Source organism: Metabacillus sp. KJ11-3 (genome assembly GCF_055808295.1).
This window is the reverse complement of record NZ_CM147865.1, coordinates 1573385-1590928: the sequence shown is the minus strand read 5'-3', so window position 1 is coordinate 1590928 and position 17544 is coordinate 1573385. Positions and strand designations below refer to the sequence as shown.

16 protein-coding genes and 2 pseudogenes are annotated in these 17544 nt (G+C 34.8%); 6 read left to right on the top strand and 12 right to left on the bottom strand.

Going from position 1 to position 17544, the window contains the following annotated elements:
• Positions 1–41: 41 nt before the first annotated feature.
• Positions 42–1187, bottom strand: coding sequence for a M20 family metallopeptidase (locus AC0L8O_RS08390; RefSeq protein ID WP_473447304.1), 1146 nt, complete (start codon positions 1185–1187; stop codon positions 42–44).
• 69 nt (positions 1188–1256) lie between these two features.
• A complete protein-coding gene (locus AC0L8O_RS08385) occupies positions 1257–2171 on the bottom strand; it encodes an AEC family transporter (RefSeq protein ID WP_473447302.1) in 915 nt (304 codons plus the stop codon).
• A gap of 177 nt (positions 2172–2348) precedes the next feature.
• Between AC0L8O_RS08385 and ppnP the strand changes: the two genes are divergently transcribed.
• Positions 2349–2663, top strand: a complete 315-nt coding sequence (gene ppnP, locus AC0L8O_RS08380; RefSeq protein WP_473447300.1) for a pyrimidine/purine nucleoside phosphorylase — start codon at positions 2349–2351, stop codon at positions 2661–2663.
• Between the two features lie 74 nt (positions 2664–2737).
• Here ppnP and AC0L8O_RS08375 read toward each other — a convergent pair whose 3' ends face one another.
• From AC0L8O_RS08375 to AC0L8O_RS08360, 4 genes and pseudogenes are all read right to left on the bottom strand, one after another.
• Positions 2738–3325: a branched-chain amino acid aminotransferase gene (locus AC0L8O_RS08375; protein ID WP_473447298.1), complete on the bottom strand. Its 588-nt coding sequence runs from the start codon at positions 3323–3325 to the stop codon at positions 2738–2740.
• 60 nt (positions 3326–3385) lie between these two features.
• Complete coding sequence (locus tag AC0L8O_RS08370) at positions 3386–4141, bottom strand: exodeoxyribonuclease III (RefSeq protein ID WP_473447296.1); 756 nt, start codon at positions 4139–4141, stop codon at positions 3386–3388.
• A gap of 364 nt (positions 4142–4505) precedes the next feature.
• On the bottom strand, positions 4506–5036 hold the full coding sequence (locus tag AC0L8O_RS08365; RefSeq protein ID WP_473447294.1) for a cysteine dioxygenase: 531 nt from the start codon (positions 5034–5036) through the stop codon (positions 4506–4508).
• Between the two features lie 67 nt (positions 5037–5103).
• Positions 5104–5984 (bottom strand): annotated as a pseudogene (locus tag AC0L8O_RS08360) (DMT family transporter).
• Positions 5985–6170: 186 nt separating this feature from the next.
• Between AC0L8O_RS08360 and AC0L8O_RS08355 the strand changes: the two are divergent.
• Positions 6171–7067, top strand: a complete 897-nt coding sequence (locus AC0L8O_RS08355; RefSeq protein WP_473447292.1) for an MBL fold metallo-hydrolase — start codon at positions 6171–6173, stop codon at positions 7065–7067.
• Positions 7068–7104: 37 nt separating this feature from the next.
• On the opposite strand, the gene AC0L8O_RS08350 is transcribed toward AC0L8O_RS08355, so the two are convergent.
• A complete protein-coding gene (locus tag AC0L8O_RS08350) occupies positions 7105–7374 on the bottom strand; it encodes a DUF1292 domain-containing protein (RefSeq protein WP_216773991.1) in 270 nt (89 codons plus the stop codon).
• A 143-nt stretch (positions 7375–7517) separates the two neighbouring features.
• Here AC0L8O_RS08350 and AC0L8O_RS08345 point away from each other — a divergent pair, with 143 nt between their 5' ends.
• Positions 7518–8204 (top strand): SIMPL domain-containing protein, encoded by a 687-nt coding sequence (locus AC0L8O_RS08345; RefSeq protein WP_473447290.1) that lies wholly within the window; start codon positions 7518–7520, stop codon positions 8202–8204.
• A 35-nt stretch (positions 8205–8239) separates the two neighbouring features.
• Here the strand turns inward: AC0L8O_RS08345 and AC0L8O_RS08340 are convergent, their stop codons facing one another.
• Positions 8240–9337 (bottom strand): PRK06851 family protein, encoded by a 1098-nt coding sequence (locus AC0L8O_RS08340; protein ID WP_473447288.1) that lies wholly within the window; start codon positions 9335–9337, stop codon positions 8240–8242.
• Positions 9338–9481: 144 nt separating this feature from the next.
• Here AC0L8O_RS08340 and AC0L8O_RS08335 point away from each other — a divergent pair, with 144 nt between their 5' ends.
• Positions 9482–9787, top strand: a complete 306-nt coding sequence (locus AC0L8O_RS08335) for a hypothetical protein (protein WP_473447286.1) — start codon at positions 9482–9484, stop codon at positions 9785–9787.
• A gap of 50 nt (positions 9788–9837) precedes the next feature.
• Here AC0L8O_RS08335 and fabF read toward each other — a convergent pair whose 3' ends face one another.
• Both fabF and AC0L8O_RS08325 read right to left on the bottom strand, forming a co-directional pair.
• Entirely contained in the window at positions 9838–11079 is a 1242-nt protein-coding gene (gene fabF, locus AC0L8O_RS08330) for a beta-ketoacyl-ACP synthase II (RefSeq protein ID WP_473448770.1), read from the bottom strand.
• A gap of 230 nt (positions 11080–11309) precedes the next feature.
• Positions 11310–11747, bottom strand: coding sequence for a DUF6376 family protein (locus tag AC0L8O_RS08325; RefSeq protein ID WP_473447284.1), 438 nt, complete (start codon positions 11745–11747; stop codon positions 11310–11312).
• A gap of 793 nt (positions 11748–12540) precedes the next feature.
• Here AC0L8O_RS08325 and AC0L8O_RS08320 point away from each other — a divergent pair.
• A complete protein-coding gene (locus tag AC0L8O_RS08320; RefSeq protein WP_473447282.1) occupies positions 12541–12978 on the top strand; it encodes a MarR family winged helix-turn-helix transcriptional regulator in 438 nt (145 codons plus the stop codon).
• 53 nt (positions 12979–13031) lie between these two features.
• Here the strand turns inward: AC0L8O_RS08320 and AC0L8O_RS08315 are convergent, their stop codons facing one another.
• The gene (locus AC0L8O_RS08315; protein WP_473447280.1) at positions 13032–13985 is read right to left on the bottom strand and encodes a GAF domain-containing protein; all 954 of its coding nucleotides are present in this window, start codon (positions 13983–13985) and stop codon (positions 13032–13034) included.
• Between the two features lie 739 nt (positions 13986–14724).
• Between AC0L8O_RS08315 and AC0L8O_RS08310 the strand changes: the two genes are divergently transcribed.
• Positions 14725–14943, top strand: coding sequence for a hypothetical protein (locus AC0L8O_RS08310; RefSeq protein ID WP_473447278.1), 219 nt, complete (start codon positions 14725–14727; stop codon positions 14941–14943).
• A gap of 37 nt (positions 14944–14980) precedes the next feature.
• Here the strand turns inward: AC0L8O_RS08310 and AC0L8O_RS08305 are convergent.
• Positions 14981–17340: pseudogene (locus AC0L8O_RS08305) on the bottom strand (FdhF/YdeP family oxidoreductase).
• Positions 17341–17544: the final 204 nt, after the last annotated feature.

Genomic DNA, 17544 nt, shown 5'->3' with positions numbered 1-17544 from the left:
TATAAAAAGTAAAAAGACAAACCATTTATAGTTTGTCTCTCCTACATATTTTGTTTTTCAACCAATCGTTTTATGATCGTTGCCAGTAAATGGGTTCTTTCCACAAGACTTGGAATTTCTAAATATTCTTTGTCACTATGCGCGTTTCCACCTATCGGACCCAAACCATCAATTGTGGCAATTCCCAGGGAAGATGTAAAGGAGGCATCAGAGCCGCCGCCTGTTGCTGTATCTTCTATTTCGATACCAATTTCATCTCCAACAGCTTGTATTAATCTTAGCAAAGCCCGTGTTTTTTTGTTTTTCTCCATTGGAGGACGATTCATTTCCCCTTCAAGAACAATCTTTGTACCTGCTACTTCTGTCGTTGAACAAATTTCCTCAAGCTTTTCTTCAATTAATTCTACTTGGTCGATTTCTTTCATCCTTACATCGATCTGTGCTTCTGCATGGTCTGAAACTGTATTGGCACTTGAACCACCTTCAATAAGACCAACATTAACACTAATTCCATTTTTATGGTCAGAAAGCTCGTACAATTGAATAATTTTATGAGCTAATTCTTCAATGGCACTTCTACCCTTCTCCGGTTCAATACCGGAATGTGCTGCTTTCCCCTCTACAATAAGCGTGTAATTTCCTTTTCCTCTTCGTGCCGAGACTAAAGAACCATCCTTGCGGGCGGGTTCCATCACAAGGGCATATTTTGTTTTTTTTGCTTCATTTTCGATAAGAGATTTCGAGGTAGGTGAGCCAATTTCTTCTTCACTGTTAAGGATAATTTTTATATGCTTGTACGCTTCATCTCTCTCATTAATTAAAGCTTTTATCGCAAATAAAACCGCAGCATGGCTTGATTTCATATCTATAACACCAGGTCCATATGCACGCTTCCCCTCAATTCTAAACGCTCTTTCCAGTACTGTTCCTTTTGGAAAGACGGTATCCATATGGGCAAGAATAACGATACTTGGATTCATCGACTCTTTATGTTCAATCACTAAATGATTTCCATACTCTTTTTGAGGAATGACCTTGACATGAAACCCCAATTTTTCATAGCAATTTCTTAAAATCTCCCCTATTTGATCTACCCCTTTTTTATCGTATGACCCACTATCAATATTGACTAGTTTTTCTATAAAGTTCAGCATTTTCTCACTATGCTGTTGTAAAAATGTTTCCATGGAGCCTTTCCTTCTTTCTCTCTTACAGTTCCTTAAAAGATTTTACCAAAATATAGTCCTAAAGGTAAATCATCCTATAAAAAGATTCGCTAATAACCAAAGCAAAATTAAGCTAATAATAATCGTCAAATTAGACAAAGTTCCAACAAATTTTTGATTATACTCAAATTCTACTGAATATGGTAATGCTGACATAGAGGTTGGCAATAAAAAGCCTAGCAATACTGTATATTTAAACATTTCATCAAAAGGGAAAACAAAGAAACACAGAACACCTAATAGCAAACCAACACCATATCTCAGTCCAAGATATTGCAGCATCAGTTTTACATAACTTTTGTCAAAGGAAAAATTCAAATAGATTCCTAAAAGCAATAATGATAACGGCATATTGGCGCCAGAAATTATATCCGCAACATCCACAATGACAGATGGTAAAGGTAAACCTATTAAATTGATTGTAACCACTATGATATAGGTCATAAGCGGGATCGACTTTGACATCTTTGTTACGACTGTCTTAAAGTCTAATTTTACATCTTCTTTTGAGTAAAAACTGCCAATTAAATAACTTAGACCAAAAACAATAAAGGCATTACCTACATCAAGCATACCAAAATAGGTAATCCCCTCTTTTCCAAAAATAGCTTCAACGAGCGGATACGCAAAAAGTCCGATATTCAGTCCAGGTACCATCATACCGAGCATTCCCTTTATATTTCTTTGCTTTTTCCGAAAGACAAAAAGACCGAAAAATCCAATTAGGACACCATAAAGAAAACCTATAAATATGAGTAAAAATAGTGATGATTCTAATGTTATATCAGAAAAAGTGACAATAATAATTGAAGGTAATGTGAGATTGAATATAATTCTTGATAAGCCTTCCCCATCTTTCTCCTTAATAATATTACCTCTTTTTAGGATATAACCTAAAGAAATAATTAAAATACAATACAAAAATTGCATATTGAAACTATCCAACTTTACCTTCTCCTAACCGCTCAATTCTTCACCTAATTAACAATACTGTTCATTTTACCTAATATCTATCTCTTAAGCAAACTGGTACATTACTATTCTCCATAACTACAAAACTCTATTCCACTATTCTAAATTTTGTGATAAATTAGATTAAAAGATCGTGAGAGGATGTAGTATATGTCAAAATTTGAAAATATTACGATAGAGAAGAAAGCAAATCTTTATTTTGAAGGAAAAGTTTCTAGTCGCACAATTTTATTTAGTGATGGTACGAAGAAAACACTAGGTGTCATGCAGCCTGGTGAATATGAATTTTCAACAAGTGTAAAAGAAGAAATGGATATTGTATCTGGACAGTTAGAATATAAGGTAGCTGGTGAAGATTGGAAATCAATTGATGGACAAGGTATTTTTTATGTGCCGGCAAACGAATCGTTCCGAGTTAAAGCAAAAACAGTTGTTGATTATTGCTGTTCATATATAAGTGAATAAATAACAAACTAGACTTTATTAACAATAAGAATGAAAAGGAAATGCTCAGATACAAGAACATTTCCTTATAACATCTACTTTTTTTCTATTTTCACATTCAATTGAAATAGATACTTATATAAAAATCGAAGTACTTCACCAATTGACATGTTTTCATCAAAACCTTCGATATCATTTAAGGTAAGATTTATATCCCATAACCCATCTTGTTGATTAAACATGAGATTATATTTGGGTGTTTCCCCTAATCCCTTTTCTTTAACATACTCTCTAATCTTTGTTTCTTCATTTTTCTTAAGTTTAAGGCCAAACATTGCTTCATAGGTTCCAAATACATCATCTACTTCCAAAGAAATAGCATCTATTCCGATCACGTCAAACCACTTTGATTCTATATATAGAAATTCAGCCATGTTTTCTTTAAGAATGTTTACTGACTTGTCCAAAAACCTCTCTGCCTCAGTACTGATCAGTTCATCGGTTTCCTTCATACTTCTCTCAATATACACATCCGAAAATCTAGCCGACGGCTCATTTACCTTTAAATCCGAAATCTGTTTATTGTTAGGAAATAATCCGTTTTTTTCGATATATTCTCTTTCTTCCTCAAATATTTCGACATCTATTTGTTCTACTAATTTCTGTATCCGTTCCTTTAACAATGCTCTTCCTCCATTTACATCATTCTCTATGGCAATAGTATATCCAAATTACATCAGTTTCTACAGATTTATCTCTATGCAAACAGGACAATGGTCACTTCCTAGTATGTCACAATGAACTTGTGAATCGATCAATCGGTCCTTCAGCTTATCCGATATGATAAAATAGTCAATTCTCCAACCAATATTTCTTTCCCTAACCTTACTCATGTATGACCACCACGAATAGACATCAGTCTTATCAGGATACAAATGTCTAAAACTATCAACGAAACCATCCTTTAATAGAAGGGACATCTTTTCTCTTTCTTCATCTGTAAATCCTGAATTCCCTTTATTTGTTCTCGGATTTTTTAAATCAATTTCTTGATGTGCAACATTTAAATCACCACATAAGATAACAGGTTTTACTCGATCTAGCTTCGTAATATATTCCCGAACATCATCCTCCCAAACCAGTCTTTCCTCAAGTCTTGAAAGATCCCGTTTGGAATTTGGGGTATACATAGTAATTAGATAAAACTCTTCAAACTCTAACGTAATGATTCTTCCTTCAGCTTCTTCTACGTTTTCTCCGACACTATAAGAAACACTTAAAGGTTTTTTCTTTGTAAAAACAGCTGTGCCTGAGTATCCTTTACGGATCGCATAATTCCAATATTGATCATATCCTTCAAGCTCTAAAGCTAATTGCCCTTCTTGCATTTTTGTTTCTTGAATACAAAATATATCTGCATCAACTTCTTGAAAGTAATCTAAAAACCCTTTTTTCACACAAGCTCTAATTCCATTTACATTCCATGATACAAGTTTCATAGGAAATAATAACTCCTTATTTCAGTTTATCTTATAAATATTTATCATATATTATTTCTCTGAAATAATCTAAGGTTTTTCGTAAGAACAAAAGCGCAAGCGCCTTGATCAACCTCGGGCAAATAAGACACAAAGGAATAGAAGACGTTCTTTGTCTTCAATTCCTTTGTGGCTAGACCCTAGAGGCAGTCAATAACGCGACATCCTGTCGCAATGGCTGCACTTGCACGTCCTGTGCTCCGGGGCTAGGCGCTGGAGCTGTATGTCGAAGCGCTTATCCACAGTTCAAGAATTTTAAAATTTCTTATACGAAGAAAAAACTGCAGAACGTTTCATTCTGCAGCTTTTGCCAGTTTAATTTCTTTCACCTTCTGTCTTGTTTCATCTGGCCACCACGCCCCACAATCGTCAGAAACAATACAGGCGGCGCATTTTTTAAATCATAGACCTTCATCCCGGTAATTGGCGGAGAATAAAGATGTAGTGTCACTAATTTGTGTTCTTCTGAAACAGACATTTTATGAACACCATTTTTAGGTGCATAAAAAACATTTCCTTGTTTTTGAAATTCAGTAAAAAGTTCGTTAGGGAGTGTATCACCTTTTACTTCATACACCGTATTTTGGGCTGTTCCGTCAATAACTTGAATCCATCCAAAAGAGCGTCCATGATCATGTGGAGCACATTCCAATTCTGACCAATTCATAACCAGTAGTTCTACATGTTTATTTTGATAAATTAATTTCCGAAAATATGGTTTCCCCTTTGAAGTTTTCAGTTCAGGTAGTAATTCTTTAAGCTGAACATTAGCATCCAGCAATGCTTCTTTTAACTGTTCACTTGAAGGATTTTGTAACTCACCTAATATTCTTTCAAGTCGTTTCTGATAATGCATCACGCTAGCCTCCTTATGTTGAAACGTCCATTTCTGTCTGACCTTACCAAGGAGTATGGATGATTAATTAATGTTTATTTCTACCATAGAACCAATTCAAGACATAGTGCAGCTGACCATTTACAAATACAACTCCAATAATAATTATGATGCCTCCTATTACACTTATGAGAATAAATTTTTCATGAAGTAAAACCACTGCAGCAATCAATGTTGCTAACGGCTCTAAATAGAGAAATACAGACACTTGTGTTGCCTCTAACACTTGAAGTGCTTTTGCCCAATACCAATAAGCTACTCCTGAGACAAAGATGCCTAAAAAAATAAATGAGCCCACTCGTCTGTTTGTAAATGTGAAAGTGATTCCCACCCTTTATTTCTTATTAAAAATGGAAAAGTTAGTATAAACCCGATTGTACTCATATAAAACGTAATCACAAGAGGAGATAATGGTATATTTAACTTTTTAAGGAGAACCGAATAGATCGCCCAATTTAATGTACTTACTAACATGAGTAAATACCCTATATTTAAAACAGGTTCAAATGTTTGTTCACTTCCAGCAGTTGTCACCAAGAATACACCGAATAGGGCCAGTATCATCCCGACACCTTTGAATAGCGTCATTCTTTCATGAAGAAAAAACATTGATAAAATGACGGTGAAAATCGGTGACAGTGAAATCATCCACCCTGCAGACGAAGCATCTATTGTGAGAAGTGCACTTGCTTGTATAACTTGATGAATAAAAACTCCTAATATACCTAAAACAATTAAATGAGGGACATATGTCATATTGATGAGCAATTTCTCATTTAAAATCATCAAAAGAAAGAATAGAAACACAGCACCAATCCCAAATCTAATCACTAAAAGTGTAAAAGGATCCAGCTTATCTAACACAGCTTTTGTTGAAACAAATGATACACCCCAAAACGTTATTGACATGGTTGCATATAATGACGCAGCATACTTATTCCCACTAGTTATCATATTAATTAACTCACACCCTTTTGTCCTCTTCTTATCATATGCTTGTCTTTTTTAGTGAATGTATAAAAGTTCGTTCTCATTTTCTTTTAGGTATGATAGAATGAATGAGTATTCATTCATAACTTGTCAGAGGTGATGTTTGTGCAACAAATCGGTCCTGTTAAAATCATTGAAGGTCCTAACAGAAGTAAGGTTCCTTATTCAAGAAGCCTGTACATTGATGGCTCAAGTGAAAAGGTATTAATTGATACTGGTGCGGATCCATCCCTATTAAAGCAGCTTCAACTTGATTCGGGTATTGATTTGATCATCAATACACACTATCATCCTGATCATACTTGTCATAATACACTTTTTTCTGATACTGAAAAATGGATTAATCGAATTGAATATCATATGCCCTTAACGATTGAAGGGATTTCAAAAGCTAATGGAATTTTTCAAGAATGGGGTCCTGAAGGTGTTAAGAAATGGGGAAACGAAATTCCTGAAGAATGGATTAAAAGTTTAACTGAGATTAATGGATATTATGAATATGAAAAAAAATATTCATTTGGAAATGTTCATGTTCACTTCTTACATACCCCTGGTCACACAAAAGGGCTTAGCTGTCCTTTTTTCCCAGACTTAGGAATTGTGTTTACCAGTGATTATGATATGACATCTTTTGGTCCTTGGTATAATGGCACAGATGGATGTATCGATGAATTTATTTGCTCAGCTAAGCGACTCCTCTCACTAGATGCAAAATACTTTATAACAGGACATCAAAAAGGAATATTCAATAAGAAGCAATTTCATGCGGCTATGATCGATTATCTTGATATAATTGACCAACGTGATGAAATAATTGAAAATTATGTTCAAAAAGGAATATCATTTGACGAGTTAACAACAATCGGGATTTTTTATCCGAAACATGCTTTAAAGCATTCACTTTTTCTAACATGGGAACGCAGCGGTATTCGAAAACATCTTCATCGACTTGGCTATACAGTTGTCAATTCTGATATGTCATGGATAATGGTAAAAAAATAACTGGAATAGAGAGTTCCCTTCTCCCTATTCCAAGTCATTACTCCTCTTCGTCTAGAATATCATCGAAAACAGACGAGATTTTCTCAAACTCTTCATCACTTTCAATCGGAGCTAAATCTCCCTCTTGGTCCAACTTCATAAAAAACACATCAATATCTTCATCCGTTTCATCACGGATATCATCGACAAAGCCTACGGCAACATAGTCAGTGCCCTCTATTGTAATGGCAGCAAGCACCTCAACCTCATTTTCTTCATTGTTTTCATCTGTAATAGAAAATATTTCTCCAACTTCAATCTTGTCCATGAATAAATGCTCCTTTCACGCGTACATATATTACGATTACTTCTTTATCTTACCAATAATAGGTAACTTCATACAAACTTTAAATGAAAATTTATCGATTTAGTGTCTCTCATTAGTACCTTTTAAATGAAAGGTTGATAAACATGTCCTTTTTTACACCTCATTACTTTCAATCCCCTATTTCAATGACCAGAATGACATCAACAGAGCGAGGAAGGTTGACTGTTGAAGGCAATGGAAAAATAACTGTTCCACCCGACCAGGCGATTATTCAAATTGGAATTGTAACCGAGTCAAAAGATGCAGATTCTGCGCAATCGCAAAATGCCCTTATTTCAAACAATGTCCTTTCAAACCTAAATAAAATAAATATTTCTAGTGATGATATCAATACGATTTCTTATACAATCCAGCCAGTCTATGAATTTACTGAAGGATCTTCAATCCTGACTGGATATAGAGTTCAGCATATACTGGAAATAACAATAAAAAATTTAGATAAACTGGGATCTGTCTTTAAAGCTGCTGTTGCAGCAGGAGCAAATATTGCGGAAAACATTCGCTTTGATGTTTCAACTCGTGACAATCTATATCAGGAAGCTTTACAACAAGCGATGAAAAACGCAACAGAAAAAGCGATAAAGCTGGGAGACCAAATTGGTGTAACAATAAATAATATTCCCATAAAAGTTACTGAAATATCAGGTACATTCTCACCTCGGCCATTTTCAATGGCACTTTCAACAGAATCTATATCACAAGGAGCTCCACCTATCCAAAGCAACAAAATTGAAATCGAAGCAAAAGTATCGGCAGTGTTTCAATACTAAATTAGGACAGTCTCTAAAAGACTGTCCCTGTCAACTTATTTATCTGAAATAAATAACTCTATTTTATTCATAATTTCCCTTGTGATTTGGATAACTTTATTAAAATCCATTGCTTCAATATAGTATGCTTCCAATTGATCACGTAATTGTTTGGCTTCAGCTAAATATGAAATCGCTTCTTTCATTTTATCCTTATATGCTTTCGTTGTTCTTTCAATATCAGCGGCATATTTTTCATCTGTCCCTGGTATTATACATGTTTCATACATATCAATGATTTCATCTGTTTCGCGATCAGGAAAATATTCATGAGGAGCCGTGCTATCAAAAATAGCTATACCTAATTCACGAAGTATGACCATATCAAGGCTATTAGGATCAAATCCGCAATGGTAGACTTCGACATCAAATCCACGCTCTTCACCTGCAGCGACAATTTTTTTCAACATGGTTGACTTTCCAGATCCTGCTCTTCCTTTAATAAAATACCGTTTTTCAATATCAGCAGTTAAATTTTGAATAAAATCAACAGCTCCATCCGGTGTTGCTGCTCCTAAAAAACGATGCTGTATTTTTGGTTCCTTTTCAAGTGATTGCTCTTTATAAAAATTTGATATAATATCTTCTGTTAATTGATTTGCTTTTGAAAAGTCCATATTGGAAATATAAATCTCTTCTATATCATCATGTGCACGTAATGAAGCTGCAAATGTATCATATGCTTTGTTAAATTTTTCCGAGATTTTTTTGTTAAGAGCTAAAATTTCATCCTTATGTTCGACTAGTTTCCTCGAGTCCCACGCAACACCTAGGTTTACGTATTCTTCAATCACACCAGGTGCTTTTGGCTCTATGACGTGTGGTGCAGTTCCATCAACGATGCCAATCTTCAATTCCGGTAAAATAACTCCATCAATTGAGTTGTTATCTGAAGCACAATGCAAATATTCTACATCAAGCTTTTTTCCTTCCATAAGACTACCTATCTTCTTCATCAAAGAAGATTTACCTGTACCGGGACCACCTTTTAAGATATATATCCGATCTAATCCTTCTAAAACAGAATCATATAAACTATAAAAGCCTTTTGCTGTATTTCCGCCTGCATAATAATGACGAACTGTACTTGTCATCTAACCACCCTTTCACACACCTTTACCTTACTTTATGTAGATAATCTCACAGGGGTGAATGCCTATTTTAAAAAGGAACGAAAGTAGGAATTCAACCGTCAATTCGTTATAATGTGTATATATCTGACAAAGGAGTTTTATAAAGTGAATTCTAAAGAAATAGAACAGAAAATTATTGAAAACTATCAAAAAGATGAACAAATGATGATTCTCATCTTTGCTCAATGGTGTGTAAATCATGATCTTGATCCAATTGAAGTCTATTTCAGAGCATATCCTCATCAAAGTGCCAATTATGCATTAAAGCAAACGATTGATTTAACGGTACCTAAAGGCGAATCTGAACATATTCCAGACCAAACTCTTCTAAATGTATTATCTTTATACAGTAATGAGGAACTTGCTTTTGTAGTAACAGAAGAAATAAAGAAAAGGAAAAAGGATCATTAAAATTTAAAAAGAGCACGCCATTTTTTATGGCGTACTCTAATATAGGTTTTTTATTCATATTTCTTAAACAACAATGTTGCATTATGTCCGCCGAAACCAAGTGAGTTTGATAAAACAACATCAACCTTTGCCTGTTTTGCATGATTAGGCACATAATCTAAGTCTAATTCAGGGTCAGGTGTTGTATAGTTAATTGTTGGCGGGATTATACCATCTCTCATAGATAATAGAGAAAAAATAGCTTCTACAGCCCCCGCCGCACCTAGCAGATGTCCTGTCATTGATTTAGTGGAACTAACAGAAAGATGATGTGCATGATCTCCAAAAACAGTCTTAATCGCTTTTGTTTCATACAAATCATTATAATACGTGCTCGTACCATGTGCATTGATATAATCCACTTGATCTGGTGAAAGATTCGCATCTTCTAATGCCAGGTTCATCGCTCGTTGCCCACCTTCTCCTTCCGGCGCTGGCGTAGTAATATGAAATGCATCACCTGTTGCACCATATCCTATTATTTCACCATAAATGTTGGCACCACGTGCTAACGCATGTTCCAACTCTTCTAAAATAAGGATTCCCGATCCTTCTCCGATAACAAAACCATCACGGTTTTGATCAAATGGACGGCTTGCACTAACGGGATCATGATTTGTTGATAATGCTGTCATATTTGAAAAACCTGCAATCGTCATTTCTGTAATTGATGCTTCAGAACCTCCTGTCACCATCATATCAGCTCCACCATTTTGTATAACCCTGAAGGCGTCTCCAATAGAGTTTGCACCTGAAGCACACGCGGTAACTGAACAGTTATTAATTCCTTTTGCACCTAACTCAATTGACACTCGGCCTGAAGCCATATCAGGTATAAACATGGGAATAATAAATGGGCTAACCCGTTTGGGTCCTTTATTCAAATAACGTTTATGCTGCTCCTCAAATTCATCAAGTCCCCCAATACCTGAACCAATCCATACTCCTACTCTTTCTGCTGGTACATCTTTCCCAATATCTACCCCCGCATCTTTAATAGCCATTTTACTGGCTGCAATAGCAAGATGCGTAAATCTGGCCATTCTGCGAACCTCTTTATGATCAATAAAGTCCTGTGGTGAAAAATCCTTTACCTCAGCAGCAACTTTTACATTGAAAGGCTCCGAATTAACTCTTGTCAATTCTGCAATTCCTGAAACTCCTTTTTTGGCATGTTCCCAAGTTGTTTGAACATCATTGCCTAATGGAGTAACAGCCCCAATTCCTGTTATAACTACTCTTTTTCTCATGATAAGTCTCTCCCCTAGTGAAAAAATAGTCTCTGTATATATGAATGCTTTATTTAATGATAAAATTATATTTATTATGACTTGGTCATAGTATCACATGGATATATCTTATACTAAAAATAAAAAAAAGAAAAGTTAAGCAACCCCTCTATAACAAGAGGAAAAAATAGAGCTAGGCCTCCTGCACATATAAAATACGCAGCATAAGACCCAGCCCCGGAACATCATTTTATTTATAATTCTAAGCTTTGAACTGTATTCATAAGTGAACTTATGTCTTCTAGCGTTTGAACAATTTCAGAGTTTTGTAGTTCATCCACCACAAGCTCTCCATCCTTGTAAAGTTGATCAATCTTCTCTAAAGCTGCTTCATTTTGGGTCACAATATCCTGATGGACATCCTCAGCAATCGCTGGAGCTTCAAGGTTATTAAATTCTTCCATTTGTTGACGTAATGATTGAAGTTGTTCTTCAAGTTCATCTCTTGAAGTTTCATCTGTCACCGCAGTCTGTATTAAATTTGGTGCTTGTTCAGCAAAATCACTTACTGATGTTAAATAACTAGTGGATTCATCAACATAATTCACCGATTTATTTACCTCATCTACTACAGAACAAGCTGAACTGATCATTAATGTAAAAATGGCAAACATCATAAAAAATCTTTTCAAAAATCTCCCTCCAAATATACCAATGTATATTATCTTATACGGATGATGTGTAAAAAAGGTTTCAATTTACGTTTAATACATGGTACAGATTTACTTTCCCAAAGTAAAAAGGCTAACACCTGTATTGTTAACCCTCTCATTTTAGATCTTATTCATTTGATACAAGCCATTTTAAAAATTCCTGTTCAGGTTCAGTTAGAAACCTGCCTAAGTCTTCAGAAAAATGAAGATATAATTCTATGTATCTTTTGGCTAGAGCGTCCATTCTCTTCCTCCTGTTATGTATAAGAACTTCTTTATTTTATCATGGTAGGTGATAAATGCATATGAAAATATATAAGCATTCACAACGCGAAAGCCAAAAAAAATACATAAACAAAATCCCTCAAGGTAAAAATAATAGTTGATTATTTAAATCATTGTGAAATGAGGTGAACCACAAAATGAAAAAGCTTTTTGCAATTTTACTAGCAGCTCTGCTTGCTACATCTGTTGTTGCATGTGACGATGCACCAGGGGAAGATGAGATTGGTGATGGTGAAATAAATGATGAAGAATAAAAATAAGTAGAAATATGCCGTTCAGCATCGTTTTATGATCCTAATTGGATGTAAGACAACCTGAACGGTCTTTGTATTTTCTTGACCAATTTGCCTAACACTTTTCCAACTGCTAATGTCACATATCTTTAGATCCCACACAATCTCTCAATTAAATAGCCCACAATTATTTTTGAAAACATTCATATTGTGTACTATAATACTGGTAGTAACTTTGAAAGGAACCATTGTAAATGAGTGAACTGTTAAAATTAGAAAATCAAATTTGTTTTAAAATATATACAGCTGAAAGAGAAATCACCAGACTTTACCGTGATTTACTTGCAGATTTGGACATTACTTATCCTCAATATCTTGTTTTATTGGTATTATGGGAAACTGATTCCATAACCGTTAAGGAGCTCGGCAAGAAATTATTCTTAGATTCCGGTACATTAACACCAATGTTAAAAAGGATGGAAGCAAATCATATTATTAGACGCCAAAGGTCTTTAGAAGATGAGAGAAGTGTTATTATCTCTCTTACAGATAAAGGGAAAGAAATGAAAGAAAAAGCAACATGCATTCCGTCAAAATTACTTGAGAATTTATCTATGAATACTAAGGAGTTAGTAAGTTTTGATAAAGCTCTGCAGACCATATTAATTCGTCTTAGAAACGAAAATAACTAAAAAAGACTCCTTTAAAAAAGAGTCTTTTTTTATGTTATTTTTAAATCGCCATCTTAAATGAAAAATTGATATCTGTTCTTTCCTTCTGATTTTGCACGGTATAAGGCTAGATCAGCATTTTTCAAAAGGGAATCTACATCGACCTTCTCTCTTGAGGTATAGGTATCAATTCCAATGCTAACGGATAATTGAGACTCTTGCATATTTTTATCCCATGAAGATAAAAGCGTTAGTATGCTTTCTGATATTTCCGTTAACACCTTTTTTGAAGTCACATTTTCTATCACAATGATGAATTCGTCACCACCTAGTCTTACCGCATAACCTGTTTGCTTTTGCTTTAGGAACAATTCAAGCCTAATAGCAGTTTCTTTTAAAATAAGGTCACCTTTTTCATGTCCATATTTATCGTTAATCATTTTAAATCCATCTAAGTCCAAAAAGAATATAGCTCCATCCTTGACTGAATAATGATCAAAATATTTATATAAAAAATATCGATTATAAAGCCCTGTTAAAGAATCCCGTAATGCGAGACGCTCTAGTTCTAAATAGTATGAAAACATTCGGGCAATTCTTTGTAACATTTTAACACTTTTATTCGAAAACTCACTATCATGATGATGAACAGCACATAATGTCCCAAACGCCTCGCCAGCTCCTACAGTAATAGGGACTCCAACATATGAATGTATGTTGGCTTCCTCAAGCATATTTCTTAAATCAACAAGGCCTGGTTCATTCTTTATATCCTCAATCATTAGTGGTTTGTTTTGTTTAAAATCAATCTTATTACAAACAGTTTGGTTAAGTTCGATAGACATCCCTTCACTTAGAGAGATATCTGTATCTTTATCAGATAGCTTAAGGATAATTTGTTTGTTATTAGTAAAATTCGAGAGAAAGAGCAACTTCCCAGGAAAAAACTCTTGTGCCATCTCCAAGATATCCTGTGCTAACTCATCAAAATTTTTATACATATTTACTTCATTCAAACTAATCCTCATAAATAACACTCCATTTTAATAAAAGAATCCTCTCCAACTTTTCCTGTTAAGATACATCTTATATATCTTTCATTATATCTTATCCTGAAAAAATTAAAAGAAGCCCTCTTCAAAAAGAAAAGAGGCTTTACAGCCATAATAAATTTATTAAATTATTCCATTATCTCTTGAAACTTCTCAGATAATTTTCTAGCTAGTTCATCAACACATAAAGGCTTGCGATGTGTATTTTCTAAATAAATGTATTTTTCTGTTTCAGGCATCACATATTTTTTATACCATAAGAAGAAGTCAGGGCTATCTCCTCGCATTCTCAAGTATTTTCGCATTGCTTCAAGTGAATGTAGTAACAATTCGCTTTCACGACTACCTGCATAAATTCACCTTCTCCTTTCCTAAGTTAGGAACTTTAAACTATACTCAACCTTGCTTTTCTTTCCTATTTTAATAGAAATTTTGCAGATTCAAAATCTAATAAACAGTGTCTTTGTGTTAGAAAACAGATGTAAAGCTAAATAACTGTTTAATATAGATATTAAAGAGTATTTGAATAAAATGAGAAGGAGATAAAGGATATTTTATCCAAATGTAGAATGATAGGGATAGAGGTTTAATTGACAAAAAATGTCTCATATTGTGTTCATGACATTGTCTCTTTGAATGACTGGTATAGAAGGTATATCATTTTCTGACACAAAGTAATGACATTCTTTAAACTTTTACATTTAAAGGAGAACAAATGAATAGCCAACAAAAGCTCGATAAAATGAATCTAATTCTAAAACATAATGAAGTGACTCAATTATTTATATCTGTTCTTCAAGAACTGGATAAATTAAAAACAACTGATGTTGAAGATCAACTTCTTAAAGTTAAAATGAGACAAAATTTGCTTATTATCCAAGAAAAGTTAATCTCACTTCAACTATCAATTCTTAGTGATGAGCAGGAATCATGAAAACAGGCAGAACAAGAATGTTCTGCCTGTTTTATACTTATAGCGATGCATTTACTTCTAAATCATCTATTTGTTTTTCTACATATTGAACATCTTTACGTGCATTGTATCGATCCGCTTTTTCAACTGTTACAGTAATATTGTAATCCGGTATGCCGGCATATTTTTCATATCTGCCTCTTGGAAGCAAAAAGTTTCCTTCAGGGAAGTGTACTTCAAGGTTTCCACTAGCAATGTCAACAAATTTCGCTCTACCTTGAAAAACACCAAAACCATTGTAGACAACAATGCCTTCTCCTTCAGCAATACTTAATTGTTTTGCATCTTCACCATTCATCAAGACATCATAACGATCAGCTCCGTTAAACGGATCTGTTTCTTTATAAACCATTGAGTTAAATTGTTTACCTCGTCTTGAAGTAACAACAAATTGGCCTTCTTTCTTTCCTAATTCAGGGATTTCCACAGAAATCAAGTTCCCTTTCCCATCAGACGTTGGACACACTCCACCTTCACAAAGCCAAGCTCCACCCCATTGGAAAACATCACCTTGTTTTTTTAAGTGTTGAATTCCATCATAATCACGATTTGCGATTGCAATTTCATCCCTAATTTCCTGTCCTGACTTAAATTCTACAAGATTAGCTGTTTCAGGCTTAACCCGTTTTGCTAAATCAATATAAATCTTCCACTCTGCACGAGCTTCTTCTATTTCATTTTTGTTTCCTTCAATTTGAGGGGAAAAATACACCATACGTTCTGTCGAAGTTGATGTTCCCCCTCCTTCTTGCTCATACCTCGTTTTTGCCGGCAGAACAATAACAGCTTCTTTCGCATCAACAAGTGTAGATGTATTCAAAATAATATCCTGGTGTACACGTATGTCCAATTCAGATAATGCTTTTTCTACAAAATCCGGATCTGGCATTGTTTCTAAGAAATTACCGCCTGATAAATAATAGAGCTTAATTTTTCGTTCATGATCTTCCGGCAGTAAGATGTTTTCTAACGTAACTCCTACAATATCTCCCTGCCATTTCGGCAATTCAAAACCCCAAATTTGTTCCATTCGTTTTGTGTTCTCTTCATCAAACCCGCTTCCTGGCAGAACAAATGGATCTGCTCCCATTTCTCCTGATCCTTGTACAGAAGAGTGGCCTCGGAATGGCATTAATCCACTGTTTTTACGTCCAAGATATCCGCGTAAAAGGGCGAGATTCGCCACTTGTGAAATATTGTCTGTTGCAAACGAATGCATGGTTAGTCCTAAAGCCCATGCAAAGACTGCATTTTTACTTTTTGCTAATAACTCTGCCAGCTCTATGATTCTCTCTTTTGAAATACCTGAAGACTTGATGATGTCAACCCATGTTTGTTGTTTCACATGGTTTACTAGATCTTCATATCCATTTACATGCTGTTGGACAAACTCATGGTTAATTGCTGATCCATATTGTCTTTCTTCCATCTCAAACCAGTGCTTCATAATTCCATGCATAAAGGCAATATCTCCACCAATATTAACTTGATAGAAATCATCAGCTAATTTGGTACCGAAAAGGGCTGATTCCATATTTGATGGGATCCAATACTTATCCATTGCCGGTTCGCTGTATGGGTTAACCACGATAATTTTTGTTCCTCTTTTTTTGCTTCCAGCATATATTTTGTTGATACTGGTGAAGCATTGGAGGCTACACTTCCCCAGAACAGTAATACATCAGTACCAAACCAATCTTGGTAATTCGCTGTTGAAGCTCCCACACCAATTGATCGCTTTAGCGCTGTTTTACTTGGAGAGTGACAAATGCGTGAAGCATTATCAATATTGTTTGTCCCAAGGAATCTAGCTACTTTCCCTGCAACATAATAGGATTCATTCGTAATTCCTCTTGAGGTTAAATAAAATGCATATTGCTTCGGATCCAATTGCTTCATTTTATTTGCAATGATCTCCATCGCTTCGTCCCAGGTTAGCCGAGAGAACTTTCTCTCACCTTTACGACGAATAAGCGGGTAAGGAATACGTCCCAATTTTCTTAAATCTGTGCTACTATATTTTCGTAGTTCATCGATGTCAGCATGAACAATTTCTTCTTTTAATGCTGGCATTGTGTTGAGTCTTAATACATTCATTCTCGTTGTACACATATGCGGACCTTTTAACGTCTGATCTTGTAGCCCTGAAACGCCTAAGGCACAACCATCACAAACACCCTGTGTTAAAATACGTGTTGCATATCCAATATTGTCTTTGTTATCCCACGCTACTTTCATTGTATCTCTAAAATGATGAGGTTTTACCTTGCCTAGGCCAAATGGAATTGGACTAACCCAGTGCTTTGGCTGAGGTGTTTTTGTCGCTTTTATTGGTCCTTGATGTTTTGTCTCTCCCATTTGAAATCACTCCTCGTTATAAAATTCATTTAATAGGTTACATTCTTAAATCTGTTACGTTGTAATAAAGTTTCGGAAAGATCCTCTATGCATAATTTACATTAATTTTAGTTTGTATAAAGAAAAAACCACCGTAGACTCTTAACTTAAAAAGGTGCAGAGTATCACGGTGGTTAGTCTTTTGCAGGATCGCTACCAAGTGCC